At 65.1% G+C, this 14,669-nt stretch carries 14 protein-coding genes; 4 read left to right on the top strand and 10 right to left on the bottom strand.

Annotated elements, in window-relative coordinates; all coding sequences use genetic code 11:
• The 3 genes from ACYVG8_RS08785 to ACYVG8_RS08795 all read left to right on the top strand — a co-directional run bounded on the left by ACYVG8_RS08785 (position 1) and on the right by ACYVG8_RS08795 (position 2,688).
• Entirely contained in the window at positions 1-444 is a 444-nt protein-coding gene (locus tag ACYVG8_RS08785; RefSeq protein WP_107890191.1) for a tetratricopeptide repeat protein, read from the top strand.
• 160 nt (positions 445-604) lie between these two features.
• Positions 605-1,039: a PH domain-containing protein gene (locus ACYVG8_RS08790; protein ID WP_107890190.1), complete on the top strand. Its 435-nt coding sequence runs from the start codon at positions 605-607 to the stop codon at positions 1,037-1,039.
• Positions 1,036-2,688, top strand: coding sequence for an alpha/beta hydrolase family protein (locus tag ACYVG8_RS08795; protein WP_460745439.1), 1,653 nt, complete (start codon positions 1,036-1,038; stop codon positions 2,686-2,688). The genes ACYVG8_RS08790 and ACYVG8_RS08795 overlap by 4 nt, the downstream gene beginning before the upstream one ends.
• Here ACYVG8_RS08795 and ACYVG8_RS08800 read toward each other — a convergent pair.
• From ACYVG8_RS08800 to ACYVG8_RS08835, 8 genes are all read right to left on the bottom strand, one after another.
• Positions 2,678-2,941 carry a hypothetical protein gene (locus ACYVG8_RS08800; protein ID WP_028499764.1) on the bottom strand — a complete coding sequence of 88 codons (264 nt, stop codon included), beginning with the start codon at positions 2,939-2,941 and terminating at the stop codon, positions 2,678-2,680. The genes ACYVG8_RS08795 and ACYVG8_RS08800 overlap by 11 nt on opposite strands.
• 12 nt (positions 2,942-2,953) lie before the next feature.
• Positions 2,954-4,021, bottom strand: a complete 1,068-nt coding sequence (locus ACYVG8_RS08805; RefSeq protein WP_460745441.1) for a trypsin-like serine protease — start codon at positions 4,019-4,021, stop codon at positions 2,954-2,956.
• Positions 4,022-4,033: 12 nt separating this feature from the next.
• The gene (locus tag ACYVG8_RS08810) at positions 4,034-5,863 is read right to left on the bottom strand and encodes a type 2 lanthipeptide synthetase LanM (RefSeq protein ID WP_460745620.1); all 1,830 of its coding nucleotides are present in this window, start codon (positions 5,861-5,863) and stop codon (positions 4,034-4,036) included.
• 2 nt (positions 5,864-5,865) lie between these two features.
• Positions 5,866-7,020 (bottom strand): methyltransferase, encoded by a 1,155-nt coding sequence (locus tag ACYVG8_RS08815; protein WP_028499762.1) that lies wholly within the window; start codon positions 7,018-7,020, stop codon positions 5,866-5,868.
• Positions 7,017-8,552: a radical SAM family RiPP maturation amino acid epimerase gene (locus ACYVG8_RS08820; protein ID WP_051528946.1), complete on the bottom strand. Its 1,536-nt coding sequence runs from the start codon at positions 8,550-8,552 to the stop codon at positions 7,017-7,019. The genes ACYVG8_RS08815 and ACYVG8_RS08820 overlap by 4 nt, the downstream gene beginning before the upstream one ends.
• 97 nt (positions 8,553-8,649) lie before the next feature.
• Positions 8,650-9,090: an NHLP leader peptide family RiPP precursor gene (locus ACYVG8_RS08825; protein WP_051528945.1), complete on the bottom strand. Its 441-nt coding sequence runs from the start codon at positions 9,088-9,090 to the stop codon at positions 8,650-8,652.
• Between the two features lie 32 nt (positions 9,091-9,122).
• The gene (locus tag ACYVG8_RS08830; RefSeq protein WP_460745444.1) at positions 9,123-11,207 is read right to left on the bottom strand and encodes a RiPP maturation radical SAM C-methyltransferase; all 2,085 of its coding nucleotides are present in this window, start codon (positions 11,205-11,207) and stop codon (positions 9,123-9,125) included.
• Positions 11,208-11,569: 362 nt separating this feature from the next.
• Complete coding sequence (locus ACYVG8_RS08835; protein WP_460745446.1) at positions 11,570-12,025, bottom strand: hypothetical protein; 456 nt, start codon at positions 12,023-12,025, stop codon at positions 11,570-11,572.
• Positions 12,026-12,153: 128 nt separating this feature from the next.
• Here ACYVG8_RS08835 and ACYVG8_RS08840 point away from each other — a divergent pair, with 128 nt between their 5' ends.
• A complete protein-coding gene (locus ACYVG8_RS08840) occupies positions 12,154-12,663 on the top strand; it encodes a MarR family winged helix-turn-helix transcriptional regulator (protein ID WP_199489800.1) in 510 nt (169 codons plus the stop codon).
• 79 nt (positions 12,664-12,742) lie between these two features.
• Here the strand turns inward: ACYVG8_RS08840 and ACYVG8_RS08845 are convergent, their stop codons facing one another.
• Both ACYVG8_RS08845 and ACYVG8_RS08850 read right to left on the bottom strand, forming a co-directional pair.
• Positions 12,743-13,288: a single-stranded DNA-binding protein gene (locus ACYVG8_RS08845; protein ID WP_107890180.1), complete on the bottom strand. Its 546-nt coding sequence runs from the start codon at positions 13,286-13,288 to the stop codon at positions 12,743-12,745.
• Positions 13,289-14,650, bottom strand: a complete 1,362-nt coding sequence (locus ACYVG8_RS08850) for an MFS transporter (RefSeq protein WP_028499758.1) — start codon at positions 14,648-14,650, stop codon at positions 13,289-13,291.
• Between the last annotated feature and the right edge of the window lie 19 nt (positions 14,651-14,669).

Genomic DNA, 14,669 nt, shown 5'->3' on the forward strand with positions numbered 1-14,669 from the left:
ATGGGCAAACCGAATGAAGAGCTCGACGACGCGCTGTATGCAAAGGTGCTTGCGCTCAGCGAAGAAGGCAATCGTCTGATCGAGGAGGACGACAATCTGCCGGCCGCCCTCGACGCCTATGGCGAGGCGCTGGCGCTGCTGCCGCCGCCGATCGAGCGCTGGGATGCCACCCTGTGGCTGCTGATTGCCCTCGGTGACAGCCATTTCCTGCTTGGGCAGTATGACCAGGCCTACGACTTTCTGGCCCGGGCGATGCGCTGTCCCGATGCGCTGGGCACGCCGTTCATCCATCTCCGGCTCGGGGAGATCCAGTTCGAACGCGGCAATCCGGACAAGGCCGCCGACGAACTGGCGCGGGCCTATATGGGAGACGGGCCGGAAATCTTCGACACCGAGGACCCGAAGTACCTGACCTTCCTGCGCACGCGGATGCGCGGGATCTGACGCCTGGTCCTGCGCCGGGAACCCGGGGCAGGTTCCCGGCAGGCAGTGTTTTATGACAATGACGTTGCGTATCACGCACCCGGGCACTAAGGTAAACGAGGAGCCTGCACTGGCGTCCGGCCCGGGCCTGACAAGGTGAGCGTTCCAGGGGAGAGACCGGATGCAGATCTACGAAATGGCACAGTACGAGTTTCGGGGAATCGTGTGGGTTCTGGTTTCCCTGCTGCTGGTGTTGGCCGTCCTGCTGGTGTGTGTCGTCCAGGCCCCGGCATTTGAAGCGTCGGGCGACGGGCTGCGCATTCGCGGCACCCTGTTCGGGCGCACGATTCCCGCCGCGGCGCTTCGCCTGAGCGAAGCCCGCGTTGTCGACCTGCGCACCACCCCGGCCCTGCAGCCGGCATGGCGTCTGTTCGGCGTCGGGCTGCCCGGCTACCGGGCCGGCTGGTTCCGGCTGGGAAACAAGGAAAAAGCACTGGTGTTTCTCGGCCGGAGTCATCAGGCGCTGTACATTCCGACCACCGCCGGGTACGCCCTGCTGATCGCGCCGAATGACCCCGATGGCTGTCTGGGCACCCTGAGGAGCGGGGCGGCATGACCCCGCCCTGGGTTGACCGCCTGTTTGGCCAGCAGTCCACGCTGTTTTATCAGGTGACGCTGGCCGGGCAGGTGTTCATCCAGCAATGGACTTGCCATGACGACGAGGACGGCGGTCTGCACCGGCTGACATTCCGGGCCGTGATTGACCAGCGGGTGGCGGGATGGGGAAGCGGCAGGATCTGCTCGGATGGCGAATTGCTGTGCACGGCTGCGCTCGATCCGGTTCGTTACTGCCTGCGCAACCAGGGCAATCTTGTCCAGCAGCTGGATTTCGGGGCCGAACAGGTGGCAATCCTGCTGCCGGACGGATCGACCCAGCAGGTGGACCGGGCCGGGGCCCGCTTCCTGGTCGACAGTACCTTCCCGGCGACAATGGCGCTGATCTATGCGTCGCTGGCCGGCGAAAACGCCGCTGCGGCTGACCTGAATCTGAAACTGAAAGTGTTTCTTGTGCCGTCGCTGGTGACGGTTCCCTACGAAACCTGGCCCTCCGGCGATGCGGAAACCGCTGCCGGTCGCTGGCATTGCACGTCACACCGCAGCGAGGTGCTGCTGGATGCCGCGGGCGTGATGCAGGTCGCGCGCGTTCCGGATGCCGGGGTCGAGGCCACGCTGTGCCGCGATGCCCCGCCGATGCCGGACTGGCAGGATTTCCCCCGGTCGGACCGGCCACCCCCGGTCTACCGGATGCCCTCCGGTGCCGGCTTTCGGCTGGAGGACGTGGAAATCGACGGGCCGGTGACGCCGATTGGCGGCAGCCTGTCCATTCCGGCCGGACCCGGTCCGTTCCCTGCCGTGCTGTTTATCGGCGGCTCCGGCACCCATGACCGGCATGGCATCGCCGGCGATATTGACATCGGCAGCCATGAAATCATGGACGATCTGGCCGAACATGGCTTTCTCGGCCTGCGGTTCGACACCCGCGGCGCCGGCAGCACCCGGCTCGGAGCCGATGCGCTGGACCGGGGCCTGGCCTCCGACATTGCCGATGCCCGGGCCTGCCTGGCCTGGCTGGTCGCCCGTCCGGAAGCGGCCGGTCAGCCGCTGTTCCTGATCGGGCACAGCCAGGGGGCGACAATCGCTCTGGCACTGGCAGGCGAACCCGCTGCCGGACCGGGAGTGCAGGGCGTGGTGCTGATGGCAGCAATGGGGCGTGATCTGGACCAGATACTGGCCGACCAGATTCTGGTCCAGGGCCGCAAACTCGGCCTGAGCCCGCAACAGATCGAAGCCCAGCAGGCGGATGCGCACACGCTGGCGCAACTGGTCCGCTCCGGCCAGGCCTGGGACGGGGAGCAGGTGCCGCATCATCTGCTGGCCGCCTTCCGGACCCCGACCTGGTACAAGGCCTTCCTCGACTATCCGGCCACCGGGCTGATTCGCCGGGTGAATTGTCCGATACTGCTGTGCCAGGGCGGCGCCGATTTCCAGATCTCCCCGACGCGCGATGCCGGGCCGCTGCTGGCGGCCGCACGCGATGCCGGGCGCGATTGCCGCTATCTGTTCTTTCCCGATCTGGATCACCTGTTCAAGCGCAGTGCCGGGCAATCCAGCCTTGAGGAGTATCAGCTGCCAAGGCCGGTGGACCCGGTGTTCCTGGCACGGCTGCGCGCGTGGCTGGCCAGCCGTGCCGGGCTCAAAGCTTGAAGTCACCGACTTCGATGACCCGGGTCGGGACCCGCACGACGACACCGTTGACCGTGCTTTCGACCGTTTCCGGCACGACCTGGCCAGCCTGCAGCACCTCGAGCGGGAGTTTGCGTCGCACATAAACGGCAATCGCCGCCTCGTGAGTCGACTCGTCGGCCAGCACGACCCCGATGCCGACCACGTTCGGCAATGCGGTCAGGCTGGCCTCAACCCCGGGCAGGAGCTGTCGTGCTTCATTCTCGCTGGCCATGTCGCCTCCCGTTCACTGGCTGGCCGATGGGGTTCCGGTTTTGCCCTGGGTGACGACTTCCAGCCCAAGGATATCCAGAACATTCTGGATCTTGCAGAAGAAGCCGACGACGTCCGAGCCGCCGACATGCAGTCCAACTACATTATTGTTCATGTCGAGCACGCCGGAGCCGCTGTCGCCGGGGGCCGAGTAGAAAGTGACCAGCACCTGGTCGCGCAAGGTGACCTGTTTCGGGCCGGTCGGCGTCGGATAGCTCGGATTGAGCACCAGGTCCACGTCGGTGATGCGGGCCACGCTCAGGCTGGTGGTCCGGCCGACCTTCTGCACGTACATGCCGCGACTCAGCTGGTTGTTCACGCCGGTCGGGATGCCGAGCAGCGCAATGGCCGCGCTGGCCGCGCCGGGGTCCAGCTGGGCAATGGCTGCATCGACCAGATTCTGGGTGCTGTTCGGGGTGAAATCCATCGGTACCCAGTCCGACAGAATGCCGATCCGGTCCGTTTCCGCCGACCCGTTGTCCGCCGTGCCGGGCTGGATGATGACGTCGCCCTTGCTGGCCTGACCGGCGGCGGCAATCGCGTGCCAGTTGCTCAGCAGATACTGCGGTGATGGCTGGCCCTGCTTGTTCACTACCAGGCCGAAGGTGCCGGTATTCGGCCCGTCGTTGGCGCGGCTGACCGAAAACCCCGGCAGGGCCGGGCGGATGCGCTGGGTATTTCCGTGCAAATGCACTTTGCCGATTTCCACCACGTCGGTGTACACCGTCATGCCGCCCACGGACACGGTTTTCGGTACCGGCTTGTCCAGTTTTGCGCTGGGCAGTTTCTTGTCGACATAGATTTTCAGCACGATGTCGGTACCGACGATGCCGCAGGTTTCCTTCTCGCCCAGCCCCAGCGCCTGAACGCCATGGCCGATCGCCCAGTCCGGCATGGCGCCGGGACTGGCGGGCGCTGCGGCCTGCAGGCGGCGGCCGGGCGACGGGGCCCGCGCGGCCCGTGCGGCCTGCAGGCTGGTCGAGTGGTCATAGTGCCCGGTAATCATGTGCAGCACATTGCGGACATTCTGTTCGGTCGTCATGGAGACTCTCTTTCAGGCTGGGTGAGGGTGGCGGGGAGAGACGGTCTGGGGTGTCAGTGCTTGCCGGAGTGCTGCCGCATGCCGGTCGAGATCAGGCAGCGAGGCACTCGCAACTCTGGCACGGGCCTGATCCAGTGGCGCCGGCCAGCAGGGCGCGGGCAGGTCGCAGCGGCAGGACAGGCGGGGGATGTCGAGCCGTTCCAGCGCCGCCAGTTCGGCGTCGAGCAGGGGCCAGCACGCAGGGCGTGCCGGGGCCGCCAGCGCCGCCTGGCGCAGGCGCTCGAAAAGCACGCCGCGGGCAGGGCCTTCGCGCAGCCATTCCGGCTGCAGGCCGGCATGCAGCAGCAGCCCGTAGGTATTGGTTGCGCGCACGACAAAGCGCCCGCTGCAACCGGCGAAGCCATCGAGCAGGGTCAGAAAGTCATGCCGGTGCTGCACGACCAGCCGGGACATCGCCGTGAACCCGTCGACGATCGCCCCGGCATGCGCCGCCGCCTGCCGGGGCTGGCCGTGCAGCACCGGCAGGTTGGGACGCGGTGCGACATGAAAGGTCTCGTGCGCCATGGTCATGGCATCGGAATTGATGGCCTGGCAGCTGGCGACCTGAAACGGCGTGGCCCCGTCCCCGGCCTGTCCCCAGGCCGACAGATCGAGCGCCTTGCCGGTAGCCAGGAAACCGCTCTCCAGCAGTGCCCGGGCAAAGTCATCCTCCGGGCTTGCGCCGTAACCGGCACCCGGACCCAACTGGTGAATCACGCCGGGAAAGGGGCGGGGATGCAGCAGGGTCTCGGCATCGACGATCACGGGATACTCCCCGCTGGCGATCAGGTTTTCGTGGTGGACGTCGGTTCCCTGCAGCAGCCACCACAGGCAGAACAGTCCGCCTGAGCGGGCATGGAAACGCCCGACGGCCGCCTCGTCGTCGCAGGGCGCCGCCTCGACGAACTCCATCCAGCCATAGCCCTCCCCGGGCAGCAACGCCACAGTGCGAAATGGCCACGGAAAGCCGGTGCGACCGGCCCAGTCGAGCAGTTGCGCCAGACCGATCTCCATCTCCAGCGACCTGGGCTTGTAGACCAGGCGCCGGCTATTCGACAGGTGCAGAACGCTCACGCTCTGCCCCCCGTCATGGGGGTCGGAGCAGCCGGCCGTGATCCCGTCCAGCTGACAGTCGGCGGCGGGGAAGCCGAACGTGGCGACGATCCGGTGCCAGTCCCTTTCCAGCCGCTGCAGGAGCCGGCCGTGGGCCAGCACCCATCCCCGGGCCACAGTCGCCAGCAGGCGCGCCAGTGCGGGATAGTCTGCCAGCAGCAGGCGCAGACCACCGGCCTGCAGCGAAGCGACAAAGGCTTCGTAGTTCTGGCGACCCCGGGGGGGCAGCCAGGGCAATGAGCCGGCCAGCGCGCGCTGCAAGGAAAACGCGGAACCGAGCACCGGAGTGGCAACGACGGAGAGCAGCGCGAACAGATGGCGTTCCAGCGCCGCCCGCGCCGCCGGGGAGCAGATGCCGAGTGCCGTACCCGCTTCGCGCTCCAGCCCGGCGCGTGCGGCGGCGACGAAGGGCAGCAGCGCTTCCTCGAACGGAATCGGCTCAATGGGGTCGAGACTGCCGGGCAGGGCGGCGGCGTCCGGTGCGGACAGCACCGCCGCCAGCATGTCTTCCCACGGCGGGGCATCGGCTGGACCGGGGCCCTCATAGCCCCAGTCCAGCCGCCTGGACAGCGTGTCGGTGCCCAGCAGCGCCGGCCAGCGGCGATACAGCGTATCGCTCATCCGCGCGCCGGTTTCCGCCGGTGCGGCGTGCAACAGTTCGTGCAGCAAGGGCGCCCGCGCACCGGCCATGGTCACGTCCCGGCCCCGGGGAGCGGGTCGCGTCGCAGCATGCGCAGTCCGGGGTTCTGCGCGGCCGTTTGCAGGCGGATCGTCGTCAGGTAGTAGTAGTCGGCGCGCAGCGTCTCGCGCTGGAACGCCTGCACGTCTGCCGCGATGTCGGTGTCCGCAGGCAGCCCGGCTGCGTGCCTCAGGAAGTCCGAGATCGGGCCGACCTGGGCCGAGGCCGGCAGGACATGGTCGATGAACGCCTCGATGCGCATGCCGTGCCCGGTGACCATACTCTCCAGCTCACCCAGGAAGTGCGGGCCGTGCGCATCGCCGCAGAGATCCGCCACGAGGTAGGCAGAACCGCCGGGATTGAGCACTTCCGGCAGGCGGCCGACGATGTCGCGCATGTAACCGAGTCCGTCGACGCCGGTGCCCTGCGAATAGAGCGTGCCGCTGTAGCCGGGAGGGAAGGCCACGAAAGGCGGGTTGCAGGTGAGCAGGTCGAAGCGTTCACGGCCATCCAGCGTGTCGTTCAGGTTCTCGCGCCGGATCTCCATCGTGCCGGCGTCGCGCCGGTTCAGGCGGCGGTTTATCTCGACCAGCGCCAGCGGCACATCGCCGATATCGGTCGCCAGGACATGATCGGTAAACAGCGACAGATACAGCGCGGCAATGCCGCTGCCGGTGCACAGGTCGACGGCGCGATGCGTGCGGGCAATACCGGAAGCATTGATGTAATACAGCATCCAGTAGCTGTCGGGACCGATATACACCTCGTGGACTTCGCCGCCGAAATGAATGCGGCGGTCGATCAGCAGATCCACGCCGAAGGCCGAAATCAGCTGCCGGTCCGCGCCGGACACTTCCCGCCCATCCGGACTGGCCCGCAGCAGGCCGGCCGTCACCAGCGCATCGGCCAGCGCCCGGTCCTTGTCCGGCAGCGCTGCATGCTCGGCCGGACGCCCGGTCATCAGGCACTGCAACAGGGCGAATTCCGCCCTGCCGCCCAGCCGGCTATCGAAGAAGTGGTGGACACTGGCGGCAGTGTTGCGCGTGATCAGCGCCGGTGTCACGGCGTAATGGTTGACCGCGACAATGTATTTGTAGATCTGCTGGAAGCCGACCCGGTCAAGGTAGTCGCGGAGCCGGTCAATGGTGGTGGCGAGTGGCGGGGTCATTGGGCTTCCACTGCTGATTGGCCGGTAATGCGGCCCCTGGCATCGACCAGGATCCCGAGGTTCAGCATCGCGCCGAGGGTGCTCAGGGTGTTCGTCTCCGGCACGCCATAGCAGAACAGCGAGGACACGGCGATTTCACCGGCCGTGCGCTTGCCTGATGTCACGTGCTCGCCCAGCGCACCGAGGTACTCGACCAGGTCAGGGGTGGGGCGGGAGAACTCGATGCAGCTCAGGTCGGAAAGCACGCGGAAACCGTTGGCTACCGGCTCCAGGCGGAAGCTCGGATTGAGCTGGATCGGGTCGTCCGGCGTGAGCTCCTGCGGCATGTGGGTCTCGATCATGGCTTCGATCTTGCGTTCCAGGTCGGCGGCGTCGGTGAACGTGCATTCCTCGAACACGATGTAACCGAGCGGCCATTGCTCGGAAGCACGGCAGGGACTGATCAGCTTGACCGAGCGCCGGACCATATTGAGCAGGAAGCCGGTAACGCAGGCGATGGTGCCCGGCTGCTGCATCGTCAGCGCGGGCTTGTCGCTGTCTTCCGTCCCGTTCTCGGACACGGCGATCGGAATCAGTTTTTTCTTTTCCCGCTCCACGACATTGGCGGTCTTCCTGGCCTTTACCCGGAATGAGCCGGCGTCGGCCTTCGGCACGGTAGCGTCACGCATCTGGGCGACAATCTCGACCTGGGTCAGCTCATCTGCCGTGTATGCATCGTGAATCCGGCGCAGCAGCGATTCGGTCAGGACCGAGAAACGGTTGACCTTGCAGCCGCGCGATTCGGACAGCCTGAGCAGCTTGAGCACCCGTTCCGGGTCCTTGTGGCCCTGGGCGGTGGTGGTCTGCGGGAACATGCCGGTGATATCGGCAAAATCGCTGGCGAAGTGCTCGTAGTCCGGATTGTCCAGCGGGTCGGTGGCCCAGTAGCAGAATCCCCATTTGCTGGCATCGCCGATCTTGTCGTGCAATACGCTCAGCACACCGCGCCACAACGTGGCGTTTTCCTCGGTGTAGTCCCAGGTCTCAACAAACCTGGTTGCCCCGACGCCGCAGAACCAGCAACCGACCGAGCAGCCATCGCTGAGCTCGATGGCCAGCGGCGAGTGGATAATGCTGTTGTCGTAAAGACCGTTTTCCATCGCATTGCGGGCGATCTGGCGGGTACGCCAGGTTTTCAGGCGGGGCTCGTCCGGGGCGCACTCCCTTTTGACCTCGTCGCGCCACTGCGTCTTGGTGTGGTAATAAGCCCGGTACTCGGCAACGATCGGGTGTTGCGGGCGATCCTTGTTGGCGGCGTCGAGGTGATAGCGGTCGTCCCACAGCGGACGGATCAGTTCGGGACTGAAGCCCAGTTTGTAGTCGCGGCCGGCGCGTTCCGGATCGGTCGCCACCAGTTCACGGAACACCGCAGACGAAGACCACCATTCCAGAACGCGCTTGGCCTGCCCGATCGTGATGGGCGGCCAGTCCGGCGTGGCGTCGGCGGCAGGGTGTTGCGGTTCGGCGTAGCTTGTCCCTTGTGGCGTGGGCATGTCGTTCCTTTCCGGATCGTGCGGGCGGTAATCGGGGCGGAGAGGGGCGCAGCCGACATCCTTGCCGCACCCCTCCGGGCACTACAGGGTGCTGTCGTCAGGCAACGGCGTTGGTGTTGGCCACGGCGTTGGCCGTGACCGTGCCATTGGCGGCGCCAACGACGTTCGCCGCCCCCAGGTAGGTGACCACGGCTGCCGCAGCCGCACCGACCACTGCGACCAGCACGACGGCGATGGTTTGCGGTGCCACGGCTTCAAGGTTGTCGCCTACCACCTCGGCGAGCGAGATCTCGCTCGGATTGCGCGGCAGCACAAGGTGAAACAGGTTGGCGTTCTCCTCGTGCACCTGGACCTGCAGCGAGTCGGGCAGGGAGAGGGACGGGTCAATGCTCTTGAGCGCATCCTGCAGCGCCGCCTTCGGGTCCTTGAGCAGCTGGGCCTTGTACTCGGGATCCTTCCAGGCCTTGGTGATGATGTGGGTTTCCAGATCGCGCCGGGTTTGCGGAACCTGGGTGCTGGCCGGTGTAGTCGTAGTCATACGGTGCTTTCCTTCGTCGGTGAATCGAACGGTTACGTGGAAGAGACAAACAACTCCCTCAAGGAAACATCCCATGGGGTTTCGGGCTTCGGCGGTGTCCGGTGTGTGGGGGTAAGGCTGAACATGCCGCCGGCAAACTCGGAGAACGACTTGTAGGGCACCGGGTTCTCGCTGGTGACCAGGCAAAGGAACTTGCCGTTGAATTCGGCAATGATTTTCAGATCGACCAGCCGTTGCAGCGCAGAGCCGATTTCCCTTTCCGGGACCGTGCTGCCGGCATGGCGCAGGGCCTGCACCAGACCCTGCAGATGCTGCGCACTGTCGAGGGCATGACAGACCTGTCCTTCCAGCTCGCTGAGTTCGTGCAGCGACCCGACGGCACAGGGCCGGGTATCGCGGACCGTCTGCCGGTAGCCGCTGGCGACCCAGGCCAGCACCGGGGCGTCATCACTCCGCCGGGGCAGCGTGGTTGCCCTGGTAGTCGGCGCGTAGAAGCGGGTGGCCCACTCGCTCAGCATTGCCGCCAGCCGGGTCGGCGTCGGGGCGGAGTGGCCGTCATTGCGGAAGAAGTAGGCCTGCTGTTCGAGCTGCTTTTCCGGCACGGGATAGACCTGGCCATAGCCCCAGCAGGGCTTGAGATCCAGGGCGAAGTCGGCCTGTTCATTGAAGTAGGGACTGAAACGGTCGAAGCGGATGCGGGTCATGGAGCCGCCCGATGGTGGCTGCAGGTGCGCAATCAGCGGCAGCCAGTCGGCAATGTGCTCATACCACTCGGGATCTTCGCCCGGCGCGCCGTGCAGGTGGTTCCACATCACCCACACGCCGTAGTCGTAGGCCCACTTCAGCAGCTGCACATTGATGACGGTCGAGCAGCCCTTGCGCAGCAGCTTCAGCAGGCCGTCATCCATCGCCTCGATACCCGGCTGAATCCAGCGCACCCCGGCCTGCGACAGCAAGCTGACCTGGGTGCGGGTGAGGTTGGCCTTGGTTTCGTAGAACCACAGCATGTCGCCGGCTTCGGCCAGAAAGGGCAGAACCTGGGAGAAGTATTTGTTGTCGAGAATATTGTCGACCGCCATGAACCGCTTGAGCCGGTAGCGCGCCGCCAGCTGACTGACTTCTTGCTGGACTCGCGCTTGCGACTTGGCGCGAAACGCCATGCCCGAACCGTTCAGGCCGCAGAACGTGCAGTGGTGCTTGGCGCCCCACCAGCAGCCGCGGGAGGTTTCGATCAGCAGGCCGGGAATCACGTAGCCGTGCAGCGGCGAGGCTTGCAGCTGCTCGAAATAGTCGTCGAAGTTCGGAATCGGCAATTCGTCGAGATCGGTAATCGAAGCCCGACCGACCGCCGGTGCTGCCGCGGCGCCCGCAACGACAAGGACGCGGCGCGAGGCCGGGCCGAGCACGCCCTCGGGCAGGTGATGGACCGGAATGCCCGCGCCCCGGGCCAGAATGCGTCTGCAGAGTTCGGGCAGCAATTTGTCGGCTTCTCCGGATACGACAAAGTCGACCCATGGATACTGCCTGTGGGTGGCCGCGCCCATTTCCCCTTCGCAGTTTGCGCCGCCCAGCATGGTTACCGTACCCGGGGACTGCGCCCGGATGCGCTGAAGCAGCCCCAGGGACGCGCACTGCTGCTGGAACATGGACGTGCAGCCGACAATGTGCGGCTGCAGGGCCAGGACACGCTGCGCCAGCTCGTCGAGATAGCGGGCGGCCTCGAGGCGCAGGCCCTGCAGCAGCTCCCGCAGGCCGGTCTCGGTGTAGCCACAGCTGACCAGGCCCTTGATAAAGGCGTCGATGTCGCCCTGCTGTCCGAATACCGCTTCGGAGAACGTCCATTCGCCGAGCTGGAGCGTGATTTCGGAGTTGTTGACGACTTCATAGGCCTGCCGGCCGACGCGGGCGGCAAATTCGAGATTGGCGTAGATCACCCGGCTGGACAGACCCTCGCGCTCAAGCACCGCAGTCAGCGTGCCGAGGGCCAGCGACGGACGTTCCACGGCGGCATACGGCATGCACACGAACACCATGTCGATGCCGCCGGAACAGGACTCGCCGGCGTGCAGGGCCGGGGAGTCATCAGGCGCTTCCGGCAATCCGTTGCTTTCCCACATCCCGCACTCTCCTGAACTGGTCGCCGCGCTCCGGGAGGATCCGGCGTGGGGCACCTGCTGGCGGCTCCCGGCCTGATCTGCCGCACCTATGGCATTAAATTGCATCTGTCATATGCATAGATCATTTGTAGTGATAAAACCCTACTGACGCAAGGTGTTTATTGTCTGACAGTTTTTTCGGAGTTAATGGCCCGGCGGCGGCGGGGTTTCCCCGCGGTGGCGGGGGCGGAAGAGGCCGGATTCAGTCAGGCAGACTGCCGTATTCACGACAGTTTCTGCCAGTCGGGCGTGTACTTCGGCATGGGAAAGGGGGCTCAGGGCCAGTGCAGCGACCAGCAGAGCCCGTGTTCAAGTCATCAGGATCAGGCCCGGGCAGGCGATGGGCGAAGCCGGCCGGCCATGCGCAGACCATCCCGTACATTCAGTCCCATCAACGCCAGGTTGATCGGCCCTGCGATCAACTCGATGGCCTGTACCAGATAGAAAGTGGAGTCGAAGCTGCCAGCGGCTGCCCAGCGATCGAGCATGACGGCACAGGGCACCAGGACGAGCAGCCCATTGGCGGCGATAAAGGGCATGCGTTTCTTCTTGGCATCAACCAGCCCGCCACGCCGCGACTTGCCCATGAACATGCCACTGCCTCCGGCCATGGCGATGGCCGGTACCAGAATCCACAGCCCCGGCGTGACGATAAGCGATTTCAATTGCGCCACGGCCGCATGCGGGCCAAACAGCTCGGTGAGGGCGGTGGAAGTCCAGAAAAGCACGATGCAGAGCGGCGCAACAAAGCCACCGATGCGATGAATGATCTTGGGCATGATGAAGGGGTCTTTCAGGTGTCGGGTCTGGCCGGGTTCCGGAGCGGGAGTCGCATTTCATTGCGATGCATGGTGTCAATCTGAAACCATGGAGCTTTATTGTGCGTAATTGACATTATGGTGTCAACATGGCAACGTTCACCCGCATGGACAAAGACACACTCACCCCGTCAGGCAAAGCCCTGACCGATCTCGCCCTTGAACTGTTTCGTCTGAACAATCGGCTGCTGGTCGCAGGAGACCGCCTGGTCGCCGGCATTGGCCTGACGAGCGCCCGCTGGAAAGTACTCGGCACGATCAGCGCGAGTGAGCGTCCGCAACCTGTCGCCTGGCTTGCGCGCGACATGGGCGCAAACCGCCAGAACGTCCAGCGGATCGTCAATGACCTTGCGCATGAGGGCCTGGTAGCACTTCAGCCGAACCCCCATCACCGGAGAGCGCCACTGGTGGTGCTGACTGACGCCGGCGCGCGCACTTTTGAGCAAGCGATGCGCCTTCAGACGCCATGGGCCAACGACCTTGCGGATGGCCTGTCGGTTGCCGACATGGAAACGACCCTTCGGGTGATGGCAGCGCTTGCCAGGAAGCTGGAGAGTGATGGGGAGTCAGCGCAAGCGTCGACCTTCCTGCCTGTCTGACCGCCCCGGGGAAGGGCCGAATAAGGAAAAAGCCGAATCAAATCAATGATTCGGCTTTCGCTATCGGGTCTGGTGACGGTCAGAACGGAATATCGTCGTCCAGATCGTCGAAGTTCTGCGCCGGCTTCGGCTCCGGGCGGCGCGGGGCTGCCGGCGGGGTGTCGTCGCGGAAATTGTCCTGCGGGGCGGCGTTGCCGCCGGCGCTGGCCCGGCTGCCACCACCGTAGTTGCCGCCGCCACTGCTGGCGCCACCACTGCCGCTGCCGTAGTTGCTGCCGCCGCCTTCGCCGCCGTCACGGCCGCCCAGCATCTGCATCTGGTCGGCGACGATCTCGAATGCGGTGCGTTCGACGCCGTCCTTGCCGTTGTATTTGCGCGACTGGATGCGGCCTTCGATATAGACCGGGCGGCCCTTCTTCAGGTATTCGCCGGCAATTTCAGCCAAACGGCGATACATGACGATGTTGTGCCATTCGGTGCGCTCCTGGCGCATGCCGTTCTTGTCTTTCCACTGGTCGGTGGTTGCGATGCTGAAATTGGCTACCGCTTCGCCATTCGGCATATAGCGGACTTCCGGATCACGGCCGAGGTTGCCGACCAGGATCACTTTGTTGACGGACGCCATCTAGTAAGTCTCCTCGATGAGTTTGTTGACGCTGGCACGGTCCCAGTCGTTCTGCATCACTTTAAGGTAGGCCACGCGCTCGCTGGCGATCACTACCGCCTCCTTGACGCCCTTCTGGCTGGACAGGCGGGAGGACAGCGCGGCGGCGTCGCCCTGCCAGTCTTCACCGATATGGAACATCTCGGTCCTGACTGCCATGGGGGCTGCCATGCTGATGGCGAGTGTAAGCCAAACGCCAATCAGGATGCTGGTGAAGCCGAACACGGCGCCGCTGCCGGCATAGCTGTACAGCCAGCCGCCGATCGCCGCGCCGAGGAACAGGCCGATGGATTGCGCGGTATTGTACACGCCGATGGCAGTGCCTTTGGCATCGGTCGGCGCGATCTTGGAAATCAGTGACGGCAGGCAGGCTTCAAGGATGTTGAAGGCGATGAAGTACAGGCCGAGCAGGACCACGATTTCCCAGAACGAGTCCAGCGCGAATGCCATGCCGAGCTGGGCGATGAACATCAGCGCGACTGCGCCGACGAACACCGGTTTCAGCTGCTGGCGCTTCTCGCCGTAAATGATGGCCGGCACCATCAGCAGGAAGCCGATCAGCGTCACCGGCAGGTAGACCTCCCAGTGATGCGTCTTGTCGAGACCGGCGGTCTGGATCAGCGCGAACGGCATGACCACGAACATGGCCATCTGCGAGGCGTGCAGCGCCAGGATGCCGAAGTTCAGCCGCAGCAGCTGCGGGTCGCGCAGCACCACCGGCAGGCGGGCGGTATTGGCCTCGGTATCGGAGTGGAAACGCGACACTGACGGGTCCGGGATGATGAACTTGACCCCGATCATCGCCAGCAGCGTCAGCACGCCGGTCAGGGCGAAGATGCCGTTGACGCCGATCCACTTGGTCAGCAGCGGGGCGAGCACCAGGCTGGCGGCAAAGGTGGTGCCGATGGTCATGCCGATCATGGCCATGGCCTTGGTGCGGTTTTCCTCGCGGGTCAGGTCGGCCAGCAGCGCGGTGACGGCGGCGGAAATGGCGCCGGCGCCCTGGATGGTGCGGCCGATCATCAGCCACCAGATGTCGGTGGCGCCGGCGGCGACGAAGCTGCCGGCGGCAAACAGCAGCAGGCCGGCATAGATGACCTTCTTGCGGCCGATGCGGTCGGACAGCATGCCGAACGGCAGTTGCAGCAGGGCCTGGGTCAGACCGTAACTGCCCAGCGCGATGCCGATCAGTGCGTGGTTGTCACCGCCCGGCAGGGCGGTCGCGTACAGTGCGAACACGGGCAGCACCAGAAACATGCCCAGCATTCGCAGGCCGTAAAGACCGGCGAGCCCCACGCTCGCACGCAGTTCCAATGAATTCATATTGATGTTCAGACGAGTT

This window comes from Microvirgula curvata, assembly GCF_054781615.1.

What these genes read in the sequence shown, in the direction of transcription:
- ACYVG8_RS08785 (WP_107890191.1), top strand. Translation starts at nt 1, where the DNA reads ATGGGCAAACCGAATGAAGAGCTCGACGACGCGCTGTATGCAAAGGTG.
- ACYVG8_RS08790 (WP_107890190.1), top strand. Translation starts at nt 605, where the DNA reads ATGCAGATCTACGAAATGGCACAGTACGAGTTTCGGGGAATCGTGTGG.
- ACYVG8_RS08795 (WP_460745439.1), top strand. Translation starts at nt 1,036, where the DNA reads ATGACCCCGCCCTGGGTTGACCGCCTGTTTGGCCAGCAGTCCACGCTG.
- ACYVG8_RS08800 (WP_028499764.1), bottom strand. Translation starts at nt 2,941, where the DNA reads ATGGCCAGCGAGAATGAAGCACGACAGCTCCTGCCCGGGGTTGAGGCC.
- ACYVG8_RS08805 (WP_460745441.1), bottom strand. Translation starts at nt 4,021, where the DNA reads ATGACGACCGAACAGAATGTCCGCAATGTGCTGCACATGATTACCGGG.
- ACYVG8_RS08810 (WP_460745620.1), bottom strand. Translation starts at nt 5,863, where the DNA reads ATGGCCGGTGCGCGGGCGCCCTTGCTGCACGAACTGTTGCACGCCGCA.
- ACYVG8_RS08815 (WP_028499762.1), bottom strand. Translation starts at nt 7,020, where the DNA reads ATGACCCCGCCACTCGCCACCACCATTGACCGGCTCCGCGACTACCTT.
- ACYVG8_RS08820 (WP_051528946.1), bottom strand. Translation starts at nt 8,552, where the DNA reads ATGCCCACGCCACAAGGGACAAGCTACGCCGAACCGCAACACCCTGCC.
- ACYVG8_RS08825 (WP_051528945.1), bottom strand. Translation starts at nt 9,090, where the DNA reads ATGACTACGACTACACCGGCCAGCACCCAGGTTCCGCAAACCCGGCGC.
- ACYVG8_RS08830 (WP_460745444.1), bottom strand. Translation starts at nt 11,207, where the DNA reads ATGTGGGAAAGCAACGGATTGCCGGAAGCGCCTGATGACTCCCCGGCC.
- ACYVG8_RS08835 (WP_460745446.1), bottom strand. Translation starts at nt 12,025, where the DNA reads ATGCCCAAGATCATTCATCGCATCGGTGGCTTTGTTGCGCCGCTCTGC.
- ACYVG8_RS08840 (WP_199489800.1), top strand. Translation starts at nt 12,154, where the DNA reads ATGGCAACGTTCACCCGCATGGACAAAGACACACTCACCCCGTCAGGC.
- ACYVG8_RS08845 (WP_107890180.1), bottom strand. Translation starts at nt 13,288, where the DNA reads ATGGCGTCCGTCAACAAAGTGATCCTGGTCGGCAACCTCGGCCGTGAT.
- ACYVG8_RS08850 (WP_028499758.1), bottom strand. Translation starts at nt 14,650, where the DNA reads ATGAATTCATTGGAACTGCGTGCGAGCGTGGGGCTCGCCGGTCTTTAC.